At 68.8% G+C, this 19,240-nt stretch carries 12 protein-coding genes; 9 read left to right on the forward strand and 3 right to left on the reverse strand.

Going from position 1 to position 19,240, the window contains the following annotated elements:
• Nucleotides 1–40 precede the first annotated feature (40 nt).
• Complete coding sequence (locus tag AC3A3X_RS09885) at nt 41–1,039, reverse strand: aldo/keto reductase (RefSeq protein WP_487582857.1); 999 nt, start codon at nt 1,037–1,039, stop codon at nt 41–43.
• A gap of 176 nt (nt 1,040–1,215) precedes the next feature.
• Here AC3A3X_RS09885 and AC3A3X_RS09890 point away from each other — a divergent pair, with 176 nt between their 5' ends.
• Nucleotides 1,216–2,145: an AraC family transcriptional regulator gene (locus AC3A3X_RS09890; RefSeq protein ID WP_487582858.1), complete on the forward strand. Its 930-nt coding sequence runs from the start codon at nt 1,216–1,218 to the stop codon at nt 2,143–2,145.
• A gap of 282 nt (nt 2,146–2,427) precedes the next feature.
• Here the strand turns inward: AC3A3X_RS09890 and AC3A3X_RS09895 are convergent, their stop codons facing one another.
• Nucleotides 2,428–3,426, reverse strand: a complete 999-nt coding sequence (locus AC3A3X_RS09895; protein WP_487582859.1) for an NADP-dependent oxidoreductase — start codon at nt 3,424–3,426, stop codon at nt 2,428–2,430.
• Nucleotides 3,427–3,490: 64 nt separating this feature from the next.
• Here AC3A3X_RS09895 and soxR point away from each other — a divergent pair, with 64 nt between their 5' ends.
• The 7 genes from soxR (at nt 3,491) to AC3A3X_RS09930 (ending at nt 16,144) form a co-directional block, all read left to right on the forward strand.
• Entirely contained in the window at nt 3,491–3,943 is a 453-nt protein-coding gene (gene soxR / locus AC3A3X_RS09900; protein WP_487582860.1) for a redox-sensitive transcriptional activator SoxR, read from the forward strand.
• Between the two features lie 145 nt (nt 3,944–4,088).
• Nucleotides 4,089–5,279 carry a glycosyltransferase gene (locus AC3A3X_RS09905; RefSeq protein WP_487582861.1) on the forward strand — a complete coding sequence of 397 codons (1,191 nt, stop codon included), beginning with the start codon at nt 4,089–4,091 and terminating at the stop codon, nt 5,277–5,279.
• 375 nt (nt 5,280–5,654) lie between these two features.
• Nucleotides 5,655–13,196 (forward strand): hypothetical protein, encoded by a 7,542-nt coding sequence (locus tag AC3A3X_RS09910; RefSeq protein WP_487582862.1) that lies wholly within the window; start codon nt 5,655–5,657, stop codon nt 13,194–13,196.
• Nucleotides 13,197–13,311: 115 nt separating this feature from the next.
• Nucleotides 13,312–13,821: a DUF1993 domain-containing protein gene (locus tag AC3A3X_RS09915; protein ID WP_487582863.1), complete on the forward strand. Its 510-nt coding sequence runs from the start codon at nt 13,312–13,314 to the stop codon at nt 13,819–13,821.
• A 60-nt stretch (nt 13,822–13,881) separates the two neighbouring features.
• Entirely contained in the window at nt 13,882–14,538 is a 657-nt protein-coding gene (locus AC3A3X_RS09920; protein WP_487582864.1) for a DUF998 domain-containing protein, read from the forward strand.
• A 56-nt stretch (nt 14,539–14,594) separates the two neighbouring features.
• The gene (locus AC3A3X_RS09925; protein WP_487582962.1) at nt 14,595–15,395 is read left to right on the forward strand and encodes a sulfurtransferase; all 801 of its coding nucleotides are present in this window, start codon (nt 14,595–14,597) and stop codon (nt 15,393–15,395) included.
• Nucleotides 15,396–15,544: 149 nt separating this feature from the next.
• Nucleotides 15,545–16,144 carry a hypothetical protein gene (locus tag AC3A3X_RS09930; RefSeq protein ID WP_487582865.1) on the forward strand — a complete coding sequence of 200 codons (600 nt, stop codon included), beginning with the start codon at nt 15,545–15,547 and terminating at the stop codon, nt 16,142–16,144.
• Between the two features lie 72 nt (nt 16,145–16,216).
• On the opposite strand, the gene AC3A3X_RS09935 is transcribed toward AC3A3X_RS09930, so the two are convergent.
• Nucleotides 16,217–17,470 (reverse strand): TIGR03862 family flavoprotein, encoded by a 1,254-nt coding sequence (locus AC3A3X_RS09935; RefSeq protein WP_487582866.1) that lies wholly within the window; start codon nt 17,468–17,470, stop codon nt 16,217–16,219.
• Nucleotides 17,471–17,602: 132 nt separating this feature from the next.
• Here AC3A3X_RS09935 and AC3A3X_RS09940 point away from each other — a divergent pair, with 132 nt between their 5' ends.
• Nucleotides 17,603–19,237, forward strand: a complete 1,635-nt coding sequence (locus AC3A3X_RS09940; protein WP_487582867.1) for a serine hydrolase — start codon at nt 17,603–17,605, stop codon at nt 19,235–19,237.
• Nucleotides 19,238–19,240 lie beyond the last annotated feature (3 nt).

A 19,240-nucleotide genomic window follows, 5' to 3' on the forward strand; every position in this document is an offset into this window, starting at 1 on the left:
GGCGCAGTGATGCGAGCGGTCGCGACGTGGGATCAGTGGGTCAGACGTTGACCGCTGCCATTTGTGCGGCCGGGTAGCGCGTGCCGACGACTTCGTGGGTGGTGAGCAGCTCGTCGAGGCGGCGCTGTTCGGCGATGGTCAGATCGATCCGCGTGGCGTCGGCGTTCTCGTCCAGGCGGCCGATGCGGCGCGTGCCGGGGATCGGCACGATGTCGGCACCGCGATGCAGCAGCCAGGCCAGGGCGAGCTGCGCCGGCGTGCATTCGCGCTCGGCGGCCAGTTCCGTCACCACCCGCACCAGCGCGAGGTTGTGGTCGATGTTGCCGTCCTGGAAGCGCGGGTGCTGGCGCCGCCGGTCGTCGGCGGCCAGCCCGTCGGTATTGGCTATCGCACCGGTGAGGAAGCCGCGGCCGAGCGGGCTGTAGGAGACGAAGCCGATACCCAGTTCGTTGCAGGCGCGCAGCGCGTCGTTCTCGACATCGCGCGTCCACAACGAATACTCGCTCTGCAGCGCGGCGATCGGATGCACCGCATCGGCGCGACGCACGGTCGCGCCCGAGGCCTCGGACAAGCCGAGATGGCGCACTTTGCCGGCCTCGACCAGGCGCGCCATCGCGCCGACGGTGTCTTCGATCGGCACCTTCGGATCGACGCGATGCTGGTAGTACAGGTCGATGTGGTCCACGCCCAGCCGCTGCAGGCTGGCGTCGCAGGCGGCGGCGACATACGCGGGGCTGCCGTCGACGCCGAGGAACGCGCCGTCGGCTGCACGCACACTGCCGAACTTGGTGGCCAGCACGACCTCGTCGCGGCGCGTGCTCAGTACTTGCGACAGCAGGCGTTCGTTGCGGCCGACGCCGTACATGTCGGCGGTGTCGAGGAAGTTCACGCCGCGGTCGAGGGCGTGGTGGAGCACGGCGAGGTTGTCGGCCTCGTCGCTGGGACCGTAGAAGTCGGACATGCCCATGCAGCCCAGGCCGATCGCCGACACGGTGAGACCCTGTCGGCCGAGGGTGCGACGCGGAAACGGAATGCTCATGTTGTATCTCCAGGCGGGGAGGAAAGTGCCGGGAAATACTCCGCCCGCTAGCCCGTCAGGCGTTAGCCCATTGCTGGCTGATCCTTGCCTGATCCTCCGGGACCGCGCCATTGCCCCGGGAATGCCCAGTCAGCGCGGCGCATACTCGCCGCATCCCCCAGCACGAGGTCCAACCCATGAGCGAGGCCTTGTCGAAGGTGGTTGCCGCGCGTCCCGGGATGGAAGCCCAGCAGGCTGAGCTGGCCAGCCGGATTGCCCGAAACATCCCCGGGGACGGCCTCCACCCGTGCGCCGTGCCCGGCCTGGCACTGATCCAGGCCAGCGAACCTTCGCAGCCGCTGCCGGCCGTCTACCACCCCAGCATCTGCGTGGTGGTGCAAGGCCGCAAGCGCGCGCTGCTGGGCGAGGAGGTCTACCTCTACGATCCGCTGCACTACCTGGTCGTGTCGATGACGCTGCCGATCTGCGGGCAGATCATCGAAGCCACGCCGGAGCGGCCGTACCTGTGCCTGCGCATGGACATCGACCCGGCCATGGTCAACGAGCTGGTGCGGCAGTTGCCACCACCGGCGCAGGCCCCGGCGAGCGCCCGCGCGCTGTACCTGGCACGCACCAGCGCGACGCTGCTCGATGCCGTGCTGCGGCTGGTGCGCCTGCTCGACACCCCCGAGGAAGCCCCCGTGCTGGCGCCGCTGGCGCTGCGCGAGATCCATTACCGCGTGCTCACCGGTGAACTGGGCCAGCAACTGCGCGAATTGTGCGATGCCGACGGCGCGGCGCAGCGGGTCGTGCGCGCGATCGATCTGATCAAACACCGCTACGCCGAACCGCTGCGCATCGATGAGCTGGCCGCGGCCGCGCACATGAGTGCCTCGACGCTGCACGAACGCTTCAAGGCCGCCACGGCGATGACGCCATTGCAGTTCCAGAAGCAATTGCGCCTGCAGGAGGCGCGCCGGCTGATGCTGGTCGACGGCATGGAGGCGGCGACGGCGAGCCACCGGGTCGGCTATGAGAGTCCGTCGCAGTTCAGTCGCGAATATCGGCGCCTGTTCGGCGCACCGCCACGGCGCCAGGTGATGGCGATGCGGGGCGCTGTCGTCTGAATGCAGGTTTTCAATGTCGTCCCGAGCGCAGCGAGGGACCTGCTGGTGCGCTCTGGCATTTCGTTGCATGGTCTTCGGCGGCCCTCACCCCAACCCCTCTCCCGCAAGCGGGAGAGGGGCTAAAGAAAAAAACCGTCATCCCCGCGAAGGCGGGGACCCAGCGACGTTGCTCTGATGCCCGTCATTCCCGCGAAGGCGGGAACCCATGGACGTTGCTCCCCCGCGCTTCGCGAACACGTGTCAGGACGTGGGGCTCCCCCCGGAAAGCACCGAGACCGTCGTTCACAGCGCATGCCCGAACGTGCTGTAGACCATCAGCACGACCTTGCCGCGCCCGTGCCCGTTCTCGACATCGCGATGCGCGACCACGGCATGGGACAGCGGATAGATGTCGCGCACGTGCACGCGCAGGCGGCCGCTGTCGTACAGGTCGACCAGTTCCTGCAGGCGCGCCCGGTTGCGCTCGCTGCGGACGCCGCGCACGCCCAGGCGCTGCACGTCCTCGAATGCCACCAGCGTGGCGATGCGCGCAGGTTCGATACCGAGCGCGATCGATGCGTCCAGCGCGCCGCGGCCGGAGGCGTCCAGTGCCGCCTGCACACCGCCGGGGGCGAGTTCGCGCACGCGTTCGGCCAGGCCCGGGCCGTACAGCACCGGTTCGGCGCCGAGTGAGCGCAGGTAGTCGTGGTTCTCGCGGCTGGCGGTGCCGATCACGTGCGCGCCGCGCAGGCGGGCCAGTTGCACGGCAATCGTGCCGACGCCGCCGGCCGCGCCGTGCACCAGCACGGTGTCCCCCGGGGTGATGTCCAGGGCCTGGACGGCGGTATGCGCGGTCTGCCCGGATGCCGACAGCGATCCGGCGACCGCCCACGTCATCATGACGGGCTTGGCGACGAGCTGGTCCGCGGGCACCACCACGGCCTCGGCGTAGGCGCTGGTCGTGGTCCAGCCCAGCACTTCGTCACCGGCGACGAGTCCGTCGACGTCGGCGCCAACCTGCTCGATCACACCGGCGAATTCATTGCCGAGCTGGCGCGGGAACGGTGCCTGGCCGATGCCGCGTTGCGCGAACCAGCCGCTGCGCGTCGAACAGTCGGCCGGCTGCACGCCGGCGGCGCGCACGCGCACGCGGACCTCGCCCCGGGCCGGCTGCGGCAGTGGCACCTCGGCCATGCGCAGGACATCAGGCGGGCCGTAGCTATCGAACACCACCGCCTGCATGGTGGCTGCGGCCGGAACGGATCGGGCGACATAGCCGTCGCGCGCGTTGCGGGTATCCATGACTTGACCGGGATTGAACACGGCGAGCAGGATAGAACCTCAAGTTAAGTTGAGGTCAAGGGCAATGGCATCCCACGATGAGCTCACCGTCGGCGAAGTGGCGCAACGCAGCGGGACGACGGTCTCGGCACTCCACTTCTACGAGGCCAAGGGGCTGATCCACAGCCAGCGCACCGCCGGCAACCAGCGCCGCTACTCGCGCGACATGCTGCGCCGGATCGCCATCATCCGCGCCGCCCAGCGCGTGGGCATGCCGCTGGCCAGCATCCGCGGCGCGCTGGCGAGCCTGCCGGAGGCACGCACGCCGACGCGGCGCGACTGGACGCGGTTGTCGGCGATGTGGCGCGAGGAACTCGATACCCGCATCCAGCAGCTGATCCTGATGCGCGACACGCTTGATGACTGCATCGGCTGCGGGTGCCTGTCGCTGGAGCGCTGCCGGCTGGCCAATCCTGGCGATGTGCTGGGGGAGCATGGGGCTGGACCGCAGCGCTGGAGCGACCTCCAGGAAACGTAACCGTGCCGTTCGCCCTCACCCCAACCCCTCTCCCGCAGGCGGGAGAGGGGCTTGGAAACCAAAGGAACCGTGACTTTGTGACAAAACGGTAACGTTGAGCCTGTGGAATCGTCATGGCGCGGGCACGGGCCCAGGCGAGACCGGCATGAACATCCTGATGTTGTCCGATGTGTACTTCCCGCGCATCAATGGCGTCTCGACCTCGATCCGCACCTTCGCCCAGGGATTGGCGCGGATGGGGCACGCGGTCACGTTGGTGGCACCCGACTACGGCACCGACCGGCAGTCCCACGACGACGGCAACGAAGGATTCGAAATACTGCGCCTGCCGTCGCGCGAGATCTTCTTCGATCCCGAGGACCGCCTGATCAAGGGCCGCGACCTGGCCCGGGCCGAAGCGGCGCTGCGCGAACGCGAGTGGGACGTGATCCACATCCACACCCCGTTCCGCGCCCATTCGCTCGGCGTGCGGCTGGCGCGCCATGGTGGCTGGCCGACGGTGGAGACCTACCACACCTATTTCGAGGAGTACGTGGGCCACTACCTGCCGTGGCTGCCGACCTCGCTGACCCGCCTGCTGGCCCGGCGTGCATCGCGCCACCTGTGCCACGGCGTGGACGAACTGATCGTGCCGAGCCGACAGATGGTCGAAGTGCTGGACCGCTACGGCGTGACCACGCCGTCGGCAGTGATTCCCACCGGCATCGACCTCGAGCAGTTCCGCAACGGCGATGGCGCCCGTTTCCGCGCCGACCACGGCATCTCACCCGAAAGACCGACGCTGGTGACGGTCAGCCGCCTGTCGCTGGAAAAGAACATCGGCTTCCTGCTGCAGGTCGTGCACAAGCTGGTCGCGGCCTTCCCGGACCTGCTGTTCCTGATCGCCGGCGAAGGCCCGGACGAACCGCGCCTGCGCCGACTGGTTCAGGAACTGGGCCTGCAGGGCCATGTGCGCTTTTTCGGCAATCTCGACCGCCGCACCACGCTGCTCGATGCCTACCGCGCCGGCGATGCGTTCGTCTTCGCCTCACCCACCGAAACACAGGGTCTGGTGCTGATAGAGGCGATGGCGCTGGGCGTGCCGATCGTGTCTACCGCTGTCATGGGCACGGCGACCGTGCTCCGCGATGCCCGCAGCGCGCTGATCGCCGAGCCCGATGTCGAGGATTTCGCGCGCCATGTCGCGCGCTTGTTGCGCTCACCTGAACTGCGCGCACAGTTGGCCGCCGCCGGCCCCGACGATGCCCGCGCATGGGGCTCGGAAGGCATGGGCCGCAGGCTAGAGGCGCTGTATGCGCGCTTGGCGCAGCGCCACGAGCTGGTGCCGGCGACCTGAACATCGCGAACCCTGCGGTTCGTTCGGGATCGCATCGTCATGGGACCCGATCACGGGCAAGAACCATGCCCGTGCATCGCGCTTGATGCCCGTGAATTTCTTTCACGGCAACTCCACGTCCAAGGCGTGAGCCTCCGGTCAAGCATGTGATTGCGATGCCTGCGTGAAGGATGACCATTGGGTCGTCGCTCGCCTGGCGTTCGTTCATCTGCGGTGCGCGTTGAAGGAATCAATGCCACGCACAGACCCGGATGATTCATCGGGAGGCCGCCAGGCGGCCATCGTGCACCCATTGCGTCTCGCGAGACTGCGCTGACACGTGGCGGACTTCACGGGACCCATTCGCGAATTTGCAGCTCGCATGAGGAGTCCGTCGTGAACACCAATCGTGGCGTGTGTGAGAACGAAGGTCGTCGTGGTGATTCGGCAGTGGCCGAAGTTCGCATGCTCCCAATGGGTGTGCTCCCATTGAGCGTGCTCCCGCTGCGCGTGTTGCGGATTGCCGTCGCGTTCGTGCTCGCCGGAGCGTCGCCGCTGGCCTTTGCGCAGGCTTCGTGCACGGGCGCGTTCACGCAGACGGTGACCGGCGCCGGCTCCTTCGCCTGCGGCAGCAACGCCACCGCAAGCGCAGCCGGCGGCAATGCGACCGCGTTCGGAAACCAGACGAGCGCCACCAACGTAGGGGCAACGGCCCTCGGCGCCGGTGCCGCCACCAATGGCCTGCAGGCCTCGGCGATCGGCACCCAGGTGCAGGCCAATGCCGAGGGTGCAACCGCGGTCGGCGCGCAGTCGCGTGCGAACGCGATCGGTGCGACGGCGTTGGGTGGCTTCTTCGACCTCAACAACGACAACGCGGTCACCGACGACGAACGCACCACCGCCAACTTCCTCAACGCCACCGCCATCGGCAACAACGCACAAGTCAGTGGCGCCGCCGGTTCGGCATTTGGCAACCAGTCGCGGGCGGGTGCGAATGCGGTGGCGGTGGGACAGCAGGCCGTGGCAACCGGGGCGCTCTCCACGACGGTCGGCCAGGCGTCCCTGGCCAACAACGGTCAGACGACCGCAATAGGGCAGGCCGCCCAGGCCACGGGCATCAACGCCTCTTCATTCGGACAGGGAAGCGTGGCCAGCAATGGCCAAACGACCGCGGTGGGGCAAGTGGCCCAGGCCACAGGCGTCAACGCCACGGCGTTGGGGCAATCCAGCGTCGCCAACAGCGACCAGGCGACTGCCGTGGGGCAACTCGCCCAGGCAACGGCACTCGATGCCACCGCGTTCGGGCAATCCAGCGTGGCCAGCAATACCCAGGCGACAGCATTGGGGCAATTCGCCCAGGCGACTGGAGTTGCTGCGTCGGCCGTTGGTGAAGCCAGCCTCGCTACGGCCAGCCAGACCACCGCGGTCGGCCAGGCCGCCTCCGCCGGTGGATTGGCGGCCACGGCACTTGGGCAGGGCAGCAATGCCGCAGGCAGCAACAGCCTGGCGTTGGGCGTTGGTTCCAGCGCGATGGGTGCAGGCGATATCGCGATCGGCAGCACGACGCAGGTGCAGGCCGACAACGGCACCGCCGTGGGCACTGACAGTCTCATCGCAACAGGGGCCATCCAGTCCTCGGCATTCGGTGCAACCAGCAACATCACCGCGTCGCAAGGCACGGCGCTGGGCTTTGGCTCAAGCGTGACCGCGGTCAACGCGGTTGCCTTGGGTGCCGGTTCCGTGGCCGACCAGGTCAGCACGGTGTCGGTCGGCACAATCGGGGGCGAGCGCAGGATCGTCAATGTCGCCGTCGGTACTGCGGCGACCGATGCGGTCAACCTGAGCCAGCTCACCGCGGTGATCCAGGCAACCGACGGCATCCGCTACTTCCAGGCCGACGGCCTGGCCGATGGCAGCGACGATGCACAGGTCACGCCAGGAACCAATGGCGTGGCCGTGGGCAGTTCCGCAGCGGCGACTGTTGGCGGCGCCATCGCCATCGGCAATCGGGCGATCGCTTCGGGTAGCAATGCGGTTGCGATGGGCGTGGATACGCAAGCCATCGGCAGTGGCAGTACGGCACTCGGCGGTGGTGCGGTCGTCCAAAGCGATCGCAGCGTCGTGGTGGGTAACGGCGCCGGCATCGTCGCCGGTGCCAACGACGCTACGGCAGTGGGTACCGGCGCCTTTGTGGCGGCGACCGGTTCGAACGCGGTTGCGCTCGGTGCGAACTCCGTCGCAGATCAGGCCAACACGGTTTCGGTGGGCAGCGCCGGCAGCGAACGCCGGATCGTCAACGTCGCCGCCGGTACCGCGCCGACCGATGCCGTCAACGTCAGCCAGCTCGGTTCGCTGACCGGCGACACGCGCTACTTCAAGGCCGAAGGCGCCGATGACGGCAGCGACGACGCGGTGGCCACTGGCTCGCGCTCGATCGCAATGGGGCCGACGGCGATCGCCAGCGGTCCGGGCGCCATCGCCCAGGGGCGCCTCAGCGCGGCAGTCAACACGCTCAGCATCGCCATCGGCGGCTGGAACGACGTCAATGCCAACAACGTGGTCGAAGCCGGCGAGACCACGCTGTCGTCCGGCCAGGGCAGCATCGCCTTCGGCGCGGCCGCACAGTCGACCGGCTTCGGTACCGTTGCGATGGGTTCCAACAGCACGGCCACGGCTGATGCGGCGACGGCGGTCGGCACGACCGCGCAAGCCTCGGGGCTGGGGTCGGCCGCGTTCGGCTTCGACTCACACGCGACGGCGCTGGCCGCAGCGGCGTTCGGCGGCGGCGCCAGTGCCACCGCGACCAACAGCACCGCGATGGGCACGCTGGCGCAGGCGCAGGCAGCCAACACGATCGCGATCGGCTTCCAGTCGATTGCCGCGGCGACCGACTCGGTCGTGCTCGGCACCAGCGCCGAGATTGCGGCCGCGGCGGTCAACGGCATTTCGATCGGCAACAACAGCGCGGTCAACTCGAGCAACGGCCTGGCCATCGGCACCAACGCGATAGTGGCGGCGAACGATCCCAGTGGCACGCCGATGAACAACGGCATCGCGGTCGGCAACAACAGCCGCGCCAACAATGCCGATGCCACCGCCGTGGGCGCCAATGCGGTCGCCAACGGCCAGAACAGCGTCGCCTTCGGTACCGCGTCCATCGCGCAGGGACCGCAGGCGAGCGCGATCGGTCAGAACGCACGCGCGATCGGCAGCAATTCGGTTGCGCTGGGAACCTCGGCGCTGGCGCAGGGCAACGTCAGCACCGCGCTCGGCCAGAACGCGACCGCGACCGGTTCGCTCAGCGTTTCGCTGGGACAGTCCGCCGATGCCACTGGCAGCGAAGCGCTGGCGGTAGGCAACAACGCGCAGGCGACCGCATCCAATGCGACCTCGCTGGGGCGTTCGGCCAATGCTTCGCAGACCGGCGCACTGGCACTGGGTGCGGACTCCATCGCTTCGGCCGTCGATGCCTTCTCCGGCGGTCGCGGCAGTGCCGCGGTCGGTGCCGGCAGTACCGCGCTCGGCGCGGCCAGCCGGGCCGCCGGGCCTGACGACACCGCCATCGGCAGCGGCGCGCAGGTGCTGGCCAACCAGAGCACGGCCGTGGGTGCCGACAGCATCATCGCCGTCGGCGCGCTGCAGTCGTCGGCCTTCGGCGCGACCAGCAGCGTGTCGGCGTCGCAGGGCACGGCGCTGGGCTTCGGCTCGAGCGTAACCGCGGCCAATGCGGTCGCGCTGGGGGCAGGTTCGCTGGCCGACCAGGCCGGCACGGTGTCGGTTGGCACGGCGGGCGGCGAGCGGCGGATCGTCAACGTCGCGGCGGGCGTGGCGCCGACCGATGCGGTCAACGTCAGCCAGTTGACCACGGTGGTGGGTGAGGGCACGCGCTACTTCAAGGCCACCGGGCTGGAGGATGGAACCGATGATGCACAGGCCACGGCGCCGAACACCGTGGCTGCGGGCAGTTCGTCCGTCGCGAGCGCGCAGTCGGCAACGGCGGTCGGATCGTTCGCCTTCGCCGACATGGAGGGCTCCACCGCGTTCGGCACCGCCGCACAGGCGCGGGGTTTCAGCTCGCTGGCACTGGGGGCCTTCGCCAGCGCCAGCCAGGAGCGGACCCTCGCGGTGGGCAACCAGTCGCAGGCGAGCGCCGTGGGCGCACAGGCGATTGGCAGTCTCGCCAATGCCAGCGGCGATTCGAGCCTCGCCGTCGGCGGTGCAGCGAGCGCCTCGGCGCAGCGCGCCATTGCCGTGGGCAATTTCTCGCAGGCGCAGGGCGCTGATTCGCTCGCCATCGGCACGCTCGCGCAGGTAGCGCCCGCCGGGGTCCTGGGCATCGCCATCGGAGACCAGGCCGCAGTGAACTCGTCGAACGGACTGGCGATCGGCGCCAACGCCATCGTCGCAGCAGTCGATCCAGGCGGCACGGCGATCAACAACGGCATCGCGATCGGCAACAACAGCCGGTCCAACAACTCCGATGCCACCGCGGTCGGTGCCAATGCGATCGCCAATGGGCAGAACAGCGTCGCCTTCGGCACCGCGTCCATCGCGCAGGGACCGCAGGCGAGCGCGATCGGTCAGAACGCACGCGCGATCGGCAGCAATTCTGTTGCGCTGGGCACGTCGGCACTGGCGCAGGGAAACGTCAGCACCGCACTCGGCCAGAACTCGACCGCGACCGGGGCGTTGAGCGTCGCGCTGGGCCAGTCGGCCGATGCCACCGCAAGCGAAGCGCTGGCGGTGGGCAACAACGCGCAGGCGACCGCGAGCAATGCGACCTCGCTGGGTCGTTCGGCCAACGCATCGCAGGCAGGTGCGTTGGCGCTGGGTGGGGACTCGATCGCTTCGGCCGTCGATGCGTTCGCTGGCGGTCGCGGCAGTGCCGCGGTCGGTGCCGGCAGTACCGCGCTCGGCGCGGCCAGCCGGGCCGCCGGGCCTGACGACACCGCCATCGGCAGCGGCGCACAGGTGCTGGCCGACCAGAGCACGGCAGTGGGTGCCGACAGCATCATCGCCGTCGGCGCGCTGCAGTCGTCGGCCTTCGGAGCGACCAGCAATGTCGCTGTTTCACAAGGCACGGCGCTCGGGTTTGGCAGCCGCGTGACCGCAGTCAATGCGGTCGCCATCGGCAACGGCTCCGTCGCCGACCAGGCCAATACCGTTTCGGTCGGTATCGTTGGCGGCGAACGCAAGATCGTCAACGTCGCCGTCGGCACCGCGCCGACGGATGCGGTGAATGTCAGCCAGCTCACGACGGCCACCGGCGGCCTGCGCTACTTCAAGGCTGCCGGTCTCAACGACGGCACCGACGACGCACAGGCGACCGGCACGGTGTCGGTCGCGGCCGGCGCCGGCGCCCTCGCCAACCAGGAGGGCACCACGGCGATAGGCAGCCAGTCACAGGCCACCGCCGCGTTCGCCACCGCGCTGGGTCGCTCGGCCGGCGCCTTCGGCACCGCGTCGACGGCGCTGGGGCAGTTCAGTGAGGCTGACGGCATCAACTCGGTGGCCGTCGGCGCGGACGCGTGGGCGCAAGTCGAAAGCGCGATCGCGGTCGGGCAGGCGAGCGTCGCCGGGGGCGTGGGCAGCATTGCCATCGGCCGCACGAGTCTTGCCGCCGGAACTGACGACACGACGGTCGGCAACAACGCTCGGGTCGAAGCCGACCAGGGCACTGCCGTCGGCGCGGGCGCCATCATCGCCGGCGGTGCGACCCAGGCCTCGGCATTGGGTGCGACCAGCAGCGTGACGGCGGCGCAGGGCACGGCGCTGGGCTTCGGCACCAGTGTCACGGCGGTCAATGCCGTGGCGCTGGGGGCGGGCTCGGTCGCCGACCAGGCCGGCACGGTTTCAGTAGGCACGGTCGGTGGCGAGCGCCGCATCGTCAATGTCGCCGACGGTATGGCACTGACGGACGCGGTGAACGTGAGCCAGCTGGTCCGGGCGATTACCGATAACCCGTACTTCCAGGCCGACGGCCTGCCCGATCGAAGTGACCGCGCCCTGGTTCCTCTGGGGACGCGCGCGGTGGCCGTTGGCGCATCGGCCAATGCCACCGGTACCGACAGCGTCGCAGTCGGTACGCGTGCGGTGGCCTCAGCCAGCGGTACGTTTGCTGCCGGCGCCGCCGCCAATGCCGCAACCGATGGCGCAGTCGCGATTGGTCGCAATGCGGCGGCCGGTGGTGGCGCGTCGGTTTCGATCGGCGATGGCAACACCGCCAGCGGCAACGGCGCGGTGGCGATCGGCGATCCCAACGTCGCCACCGGCGACGGCGCCGTCGCGCAGGGACTGGACAACACCGCCACCGGCAACGGGGCGGTGGCCGTGGGCCACACCAACAGCGCGATCGGGCAGGGCACGGTTGCGTTGGGCTTCCAGTCGCAGGCGCAGCAGGCCGGCGCACTGGCGATCGGTGACACGGCGGTGTCGTCCGTGCTCGGCGCGGTCGCGCTGGGTTCCGGGTCGGTCTCCGATCGCGCACTCGCACCGGCCACGGGACAGATCCCGACCGGTTCGACCGCCATTCCCATAGACACCACCGACGCGACGCTGCTTGGCGCGGTCTCGCTCGGTTCCGGAACGTCCTATCGCCAGATCACCCATGTCGCCGACGGCACGCAAGCCCAGGACGCGGTAACGATCCGGCAGTTGCAGGGTGCGTTGAACGCGGTCACCACGACCAGTTCGACCTACTTCCACGCCAACTCCGTTGCCGGCGATTCGCTCGCGGTCGGAACCGATTCGATCGCGGTCGGCCCGACCACCGTGGTCAACGGCGATAACGGCATCGGCATAGGCAACGGCGCGGTGGTGGACATGGCCGCTGCGGGCGCGATAGCCATTGGCCGCGACACCCAGGTGTTGCTTGCGTCCGGCATCGCCATGGGCAGCCAGGCCCAGGTCAACGGCGAGCAGGGCGTGGCGCTGGGTGCGGGCTCGACTGCGAACCACGCTCTGAGCGTGGCGCTGGGTTCGGCCTCGCAGACCACGGTCGGGGCACAGAGCGGCTACACCGCCTATGCGCTGGCCGCACCGCAGAACTCCTTCGGCGAGGTCTCGGTGGGCAGTGCGGGGGCGGAGCGCAAGGTCACCAGTGTCGCAGCCGGCAGTGCCGCCACCGATGCGGTCAACGTCGGTCAGCTGGCGACGATGAGCCAGAACGTGGTGGCGATGTTCGGTGGCGGTGCGGCAGTCGGTCCCAGCGGTGCGATCACACCCCCCAGCTACACCATCGGCGGCAACGTGTTCAACGATGTCGGCAACGCCCTGGCCAACCTGGACGGTCGTGTGACCAATATCGAGGTCAACGGCGGCGGTGGCGCAGGTGGCGATCCGCGCTTCACCGCCAACGGTGGCGCCGCCACGGCGTCGGCGACCGGCAGCAACAGCGTGGCCGCCGGTGGTGGTGCCAGCGCGACCGCGGACAACAGCGTCGCCGTCGGCGCGAACTCGGTCGCCGACCGTGCCAACACGGTCTCGGTCGGCTCCACCGGCAATACCCGCCAGGTGGTCAATGTCGCCGAAGGAACCGCGGCGACCGATGCGGTCAACGTGCAGCAGATGTCGAACCAGGCGGCGGTGACGCTGAACCAGGCCAACGCCTACACCGACCAGCAGATCAACCAGATCGTCACCCTGCCTATGCAGGCGATCGAGGACCTGCGCGGTGAGGTCAACGAAGAGTTCCGCGCGACCGACCAGCGCATCAACCGCCAGGGCGCGATGACCGCGGCGATGGTGCACATGGCCAGCAGCGCGGCCAACATCCAGACCCTCAACCGCGTCTCGGTCGGTGCCGGTTATGCGGAAGGAGAGGAGGCATTGGCGGTCGGCTACCAGCGGCTGGTCAAGCGCAATGTGTCGCTTTCGGTGGGTGCGGCGTTCAGTGGCAGCGAGCAGTCGGCCGGCGTCGGCATCGGCATCGGCTGGTGATCGCGCAAGCGTCCCGGCCTCCACCGCCGGGACGCTATGTTGCGCACGACGGCGGCCAGGCTGTCGCCGGCGCCATGTACCATGCCCGGCTACGTCAACCCACACGAGGCAAGGCATGTCCCTTTCGATGTACGACGCGTCGGTTCCGGTGTTCAGGCAGATGCTCGGCGCCATGGCCGGCCTGCTGGAGAAGGCCGAGGCCTACGCCGGCGAGAAGAAGATCGACGCCGATGCGCTGTTGCAGGCGCGGCTGTTCCCCGACATGTTCCCGCTGGTGCGCCAGGTGCAGATCGCCTGCGATTTTGCCAAGAGCGTGCCGGCGCGCCTGGCCGACGTCGAGGTGCCGGCCTACGACGACACCGAGCAGGACTTCGCCCAGTTGCATGCGCGCATCGCCCGCACGCTGGCCTTCATCGACGGCCTCGACCCGCTGCTGTTCGAGGGCAGCCACGAGCGCGAGATCGTGCTGCGCCCGGGCACGCCGAAGGAGCGCCGCTTCACCGGTTCGGCCTACCTGCTGCACTATGGCCTGCCTCAGTTCTACTTCCACGTTACAACCGCATATGCACTGCTGCGCCACAACGGCGTCGCGGTGGGCAAGCTGGATTTCATGGGCGTGCGCTGATCATCCACTGAGATCACATCCATTGGGATCACATATATCGGGATCGTGGGAGTCGAGGTGATGTCGGGCATCGATGTCTCCGTTGGCATGAAGTACAGGGAGCGGGCACTGGCCCGCAACCTGGGTACTGTCGCGCTGGTGGCCATAGCCTGGTTCGCCGCCACTGCCACCGTGCTGCAGGGGCTGCGCGACGACCTCGACTGGATCCGGGCGCCGCTGAGCTTCTACCTGATCGGCCCCTACGGGCCGTGGCTGCAGTTCGCCTACGTCTCCCTGGCCGGCGCGATCGCGGTGCTGGCGATCGGCTACTACCGCGTCACCGCCGCCGGGCCGGGAAGGCAGGCGGTGCTGTTGCTGTTCCTGCTCGGCGCGGTGGCGCTGGCGATCACCGCCCAGGCGGAGACCGACCTGGGGGGCGATCGCAAGCTGACCCTGGGGGCCGTCATCCACTCCATCTCCGCGCCGCTGGCGTTCCTCGGCACGAGCCTGGGCATGCTCGGGCAGTCCTGGCGTTTCCGCGCCGATCCGCACTGGCGGCGTTACTTCGCCCTTGCCTTTGGCCTGGCCGTGTTCTGTTTCGCGGCGCTGTGGATCCACGCGCTGTGGCGCGAGCTGCCACGCGGACTCAGCCAGAAGCTGGTGGTCCTGGCGATCCTGGGATGGCTCGCGCTGGCGGCCGGATGGCTTCGCCAGCCGCCGTCGATGAATCCAGATTAATCAATGACTTGGGCGGCGGGTCGGATGCCCGCCCGGCGGCGCTTACAATGCGCACCATGCTGCTCAATATCGCCGCCTACCATTTCACCTCCATCCAGCACCCCGAAGACCTTGCTGCTGCGCTGCATGCGCGCGCCGAGGCGGCCGGGCTGCGCGGCTCCATGCTGGTGGCGGGCGAGGGCATCAACCTGTTCCTGGCCGGCACGGACGAAGCCATCCACGGCTTCCTCGACGCGCTGCGCGCTCAGGAACGTTTTGCCGACCTCATCGTCAAGTTCAGCCGCAGCCGGCGCCAGCCGTTCGCGCGGCTGAAGGTGAAGGTCAAGTCGGAGATCATCAGCTTCCGCCGCGACAACGCCTCGCCGCTGGCCGGCAGGGCGCCGGCGGTGATGCCCGAAACGCTGGCGCGCTGGCTCGACCAGGGCCACGACGACGCCGGCAAGCGCGTGGTGATGCTCGATACCCGCAACCGCGAGGAGTTCGGCTACGGCACCTTCAGCGATGCGTTGACCTTGCCGATCGACAACTTCACCGACCTGCCGCAGGCGCTGGAGCCGCACCGCGATGTGCTCGCCGACGCGACGGTGGTCAGCTTCTGCACCGGCGGCATCCGCTGCGAAAAGGCGGCGTTGTGGATGCAGGCCGAGGGAATGAGCAACGTATTGCAGCTCGATGGCGGCATTCTGGGTTACTTTGAACGCGTTGGCGGACGCCACTACGACGGTCGCTGCTTCGTGTTCGACGAGCGCGTGGCGCTCGACCCCGAACTGCAACCCCTTATCGACGCAGTCGATGCGAACGATATGATCGACGCAGTCGACGAAGCCGTGGCGGACGTGATCGACCATGCTGCCTGAGGGCAGTCGATAGCGACCGGGACGTTCGTAGACTGCCTCGGCGCCGCGGACCACGACAAGTGAGGACACTGATGGCATCAGCACGACCGGTGAGTATTGCGATCCCCAGCCTTCGCGCCCCCAGCCTTCGAGGTCCCAGGTACGTCGCCTTGTCCATGGTGGTCGCCGCCACGCTGCTGGTAGCCGCATGCGAGAAGCAGGCGCCGATCAGCAGCGCTCCCCCGGAAGAGATCACCGCACCTGCACCGGCGGCCAATCCGCAACCTGACGTCAACGCCGAGCCGGTCGAGCGCGCTGCGCCGCCGATGGTCAAGGCCGTGGCGATGGGAGAGTTCGAGCCTGGCAATCCGGTGGCAACGGCCGTGACCGGCAAGCTCACGATCGAAGACAACATGATGCGTGGCGACAACGGCGCCAGCTTCACCACCGAGCGCGTGGCGATCGTCAACGGCGCCGACCAGTACTCGGCCGGCAACAGCTATGCCCAGGCGATGATGGTGCCGGCCGACCAGGAAATCGAACTGCGCCGCGTACTCGAGCAGACACCGCCGACGCAGATGCCGTCCAATGCCATGTGCGGCGGCAGCCCTACCGGTTTCATCGCGTTGGCCAAGGTGATGGAAGCCGGCGGCGACGTGGTCAAGGTGATCGGCCTGAAGGGCACCGACATGCCGGCCGCCAGCGCCAAAGGTATCGAGCTGTGCGCGAGCACGATGTACCTGCCCGTGGCCGCCCCGCCCAAGGGCTGACCCTGCTCGTGACCTGAATGTAGGAGCGAGCTTGCTCGCGACAGGCATGGAGCATCGCGAGCAAGCTCGCTCCTACGGATGGGTGTGTTGTAGCCACGCAACCGCGCCGCGCGCGGCCCGTAATCCGCTGGCGAAGCACGCAGTGAGGAGATAGCCGCCGGTCGGCGCTTCCCAGTCGAGCATCTCGCCGGCGCAGAACACGCCGGGCATCGAACGGATCATCAACGACTCGTCGAGCGCCTCCAGGCGCACGCCACCGGCGCTGCTGATGGCTTCCGCGATCGGGCGCGGACGCAGCAAACGCAATGGCAGGCGCTTGATCGTTCGCGCCAGCAACGCATCGTCGTGTAGCGCTTCCTTGCCCAGCACTTCATGCAGCAGGCCGGATTTGACGCCGGTGATGCCGGCATGGCGCCGCAGGTGCTCGCTCAGGCTGCGCCCGCCACGCGGGCGGGCGAGGTCGTGCTGCAGGCGCTCGAGATCGCGGCCCGGCACCAGGTCCAGCTCGATGCGGGCCTCGCCTGTCGCCGCGATCGCATCGCGCAGGGTGGCCGACAGCGCGTAGACCAGGCTGCCTTCGATGCCGGTGGCGGTAACGACGCATTCGCCCTGCAGCGCGTGTTCCGCGCCGGCATCGTCGCGCCAGTGGGCGACGACGGGCTTCAAGGGGGCGCCGGCGTGGCGGCCGGCGAAATGCTCGCTCCAGCCGATGTCGAAACCGCAGTTGGACGGTTGCAGCGGGGCGACGTCGACACCGCGCGTTCGCAGTAGATCTTCCCAGGCGCCGTCTGAGCCCAGCTCCGGCCAGCTGCCACCGCCGAGCGCGAGCACCGTTGCGTCGGCGGCGAAGGCCAGTTCGCCATCGGGCGTGTCAAAGCGCAGGGCGCCGTCGTCTTTCCAGCCCAGCCAGCGATGCTGCACATGGAAGTCCACGCCCTGCTCGCGCAGCCGCCGCACCCAGCCACGCAGCAGCGGCGCGGCCTTGCGGTCCATCGGAAAGACGCGGCCGGAGGTGCCGACATAGGTGTCGATGCCGAATCCGCTGCGTGCCCATTCGCGCAGCGCGTCCGCATCGAAGTCGTCGAGCCAGGCCGAGATTTCGCTGCGACGCGATCCGTAACGCGCGTCGAATCCGGAGCGCGGTTCGCCGTGCGTCAGGTTGAGGCCGCCCTTGCCGGCGATCAGGAACTTGCGACCGACCGAACCCTTGGCCTCGAACAGGTCGACCTGCAGCCCGGCCGCGCGCGCGACTTCAGCCGCCATCAGGCCGGCGGGGCCGCCACCGATGATGGCCAGGCGTGCGGGGGGGCGGGTCGGGGCGGGCATCGGCGGGGTGGCTGCGGGGGAGGGGAATTATGCCTGCTTGCCGCGCAGGCACCCTGTGCTGCAAAGGGCAGGGGTTGGGATCGCCTCCCTGTTTGGCTAAGGTGGCTGCAACCTTGGGGAGCAGACCACCGCATGTCTTTGCGATCGATTCCGGCGCGCGGCGCCGTATTGGGCCTGGCGCTGATGGCGCAGGGCATGGCCGTGGCGCAGGAAGGCCCCGCAGCAACGACGCTGCCGCCGCAGTTGCAGGATTTCGACGCGTACGTCGAGAGCGTGCGCAAGCAGTTCGATGTTCCCGGCATCGCCGTGGCGATCGTCAAGGATGGGCAGGTCGTGCTCGAGCGTGGCTTCGGCGCACGCCAGCTGGGCAAGGACGGCAAGTCGCAGCCGGTCGACGCCAACACCTTGTTCGCCATCGCCTCCAACACCAAGGCGTTCACGGCCGCGGCGCTGTCGATCCTCGCCGACGAAGGCAAGCTCAGCCTCGACGACCGCGTCACCGACCACCTGCCGTGGTTCCGCATGTCCGACCCGTACGTGACCCGCGAGATGCGCGTGCGCGACCTGCTCGCGCATCGCAGCGGCCTGGGTCTGGGTGCGGGCGACCTGCTGTACTGGCCCGGCACCGACTACAGCACCGAAGAGGTCGCGCGCCGGCTCAAGGACGTGCCGCTGACCGGCAGCTTCCGCGGCCAGTACGCCTACGACAACATCCTTTACGGCGTGGCGCAGCTGGTGATCGAGAAGGCCAGCGGCCAGTCCTATGCGCAGTTCCTGCAGCAGCGCATCTTCACTCCGCTGGGCATGCGCGACACCCGCTTCAACAGCGATGCGCTGCGCCCGCGCGACAACGTCGCCACCGGTTACGCCAAGGCCGACTTCAAGGACCTGCAACCGGCGCCGCGCATGTCGTGGGGCAATGTCTCCGGTGCCGGCGGCATCTACTCCAGCGTGCATGACATGAGCCGCTGGATGAACCTGCAGCTCGCCGGCGGCACCTATCGCGATGCGCGCGGCAACGAGCACCGGGTGTTCAGCGAAGAGCGCCAGCAGGGCATGTGGTCGGTGCTGACGCCCATTCCGATCGCCAAGCCGCCGGTGCCGGAACTGGAAGCGGCCAAGCCGAACTTCCTCGGCTACGGCGAGGGCTGGCAGCTGTCCGACTATCGCGGCCGCAAGCTGGTGTGGCACACCGGCGGTTGGCCGGGGATGGTTTCGCGCCTGACCCTGGTGCCGCAGCACAAACTGGGCGTGATCGTGCTGACCAACGCCGAGGTCGGCGGCGCGTTCAACGCCGTCACCCTGCGCGTGCTCGATGCCTACCTCGACGCACCAAAGACCGACTGGAGCGCCGCCTACGCCGCCGCGCTGGCGAAGTCGAAGGGCAAGGCCGACGAGGACTGGCAGAAGCATCTGGACGCGCGCGCGACCGCCGCGCCGCCGTCGCTGCCGCTGGCGCGCTATGCCCTCACCTACCGCGACCCGTGGTACGGCGACGTCCTGGTGGAGCAGCGCGGCGACAAGCTGATCATGCGCTTCAGCCGCACGCCGGAGCTGGTGGGCGAACTCACCCCGTGGCAGCACGACACCTTCGTGGTCCGCTGGAACGAGCGCTGGCTCAATGCCGACGCGTTCGTCAGCTTTGCCCTCGATGCCGATGGCGGAATACGCGAAGCGCGGATGGAGGCGATCTCGCCGCTGACCGACTTCAGCTTCGACTTCCAGGACCTGCGCCTGGTGCCGGTGGCCGAGGACAGCCCCGGATAACGC

The sequence above is a fragment of the Lysobacter sp. Soil_N_23 genome (assembly GCF_057656135.1).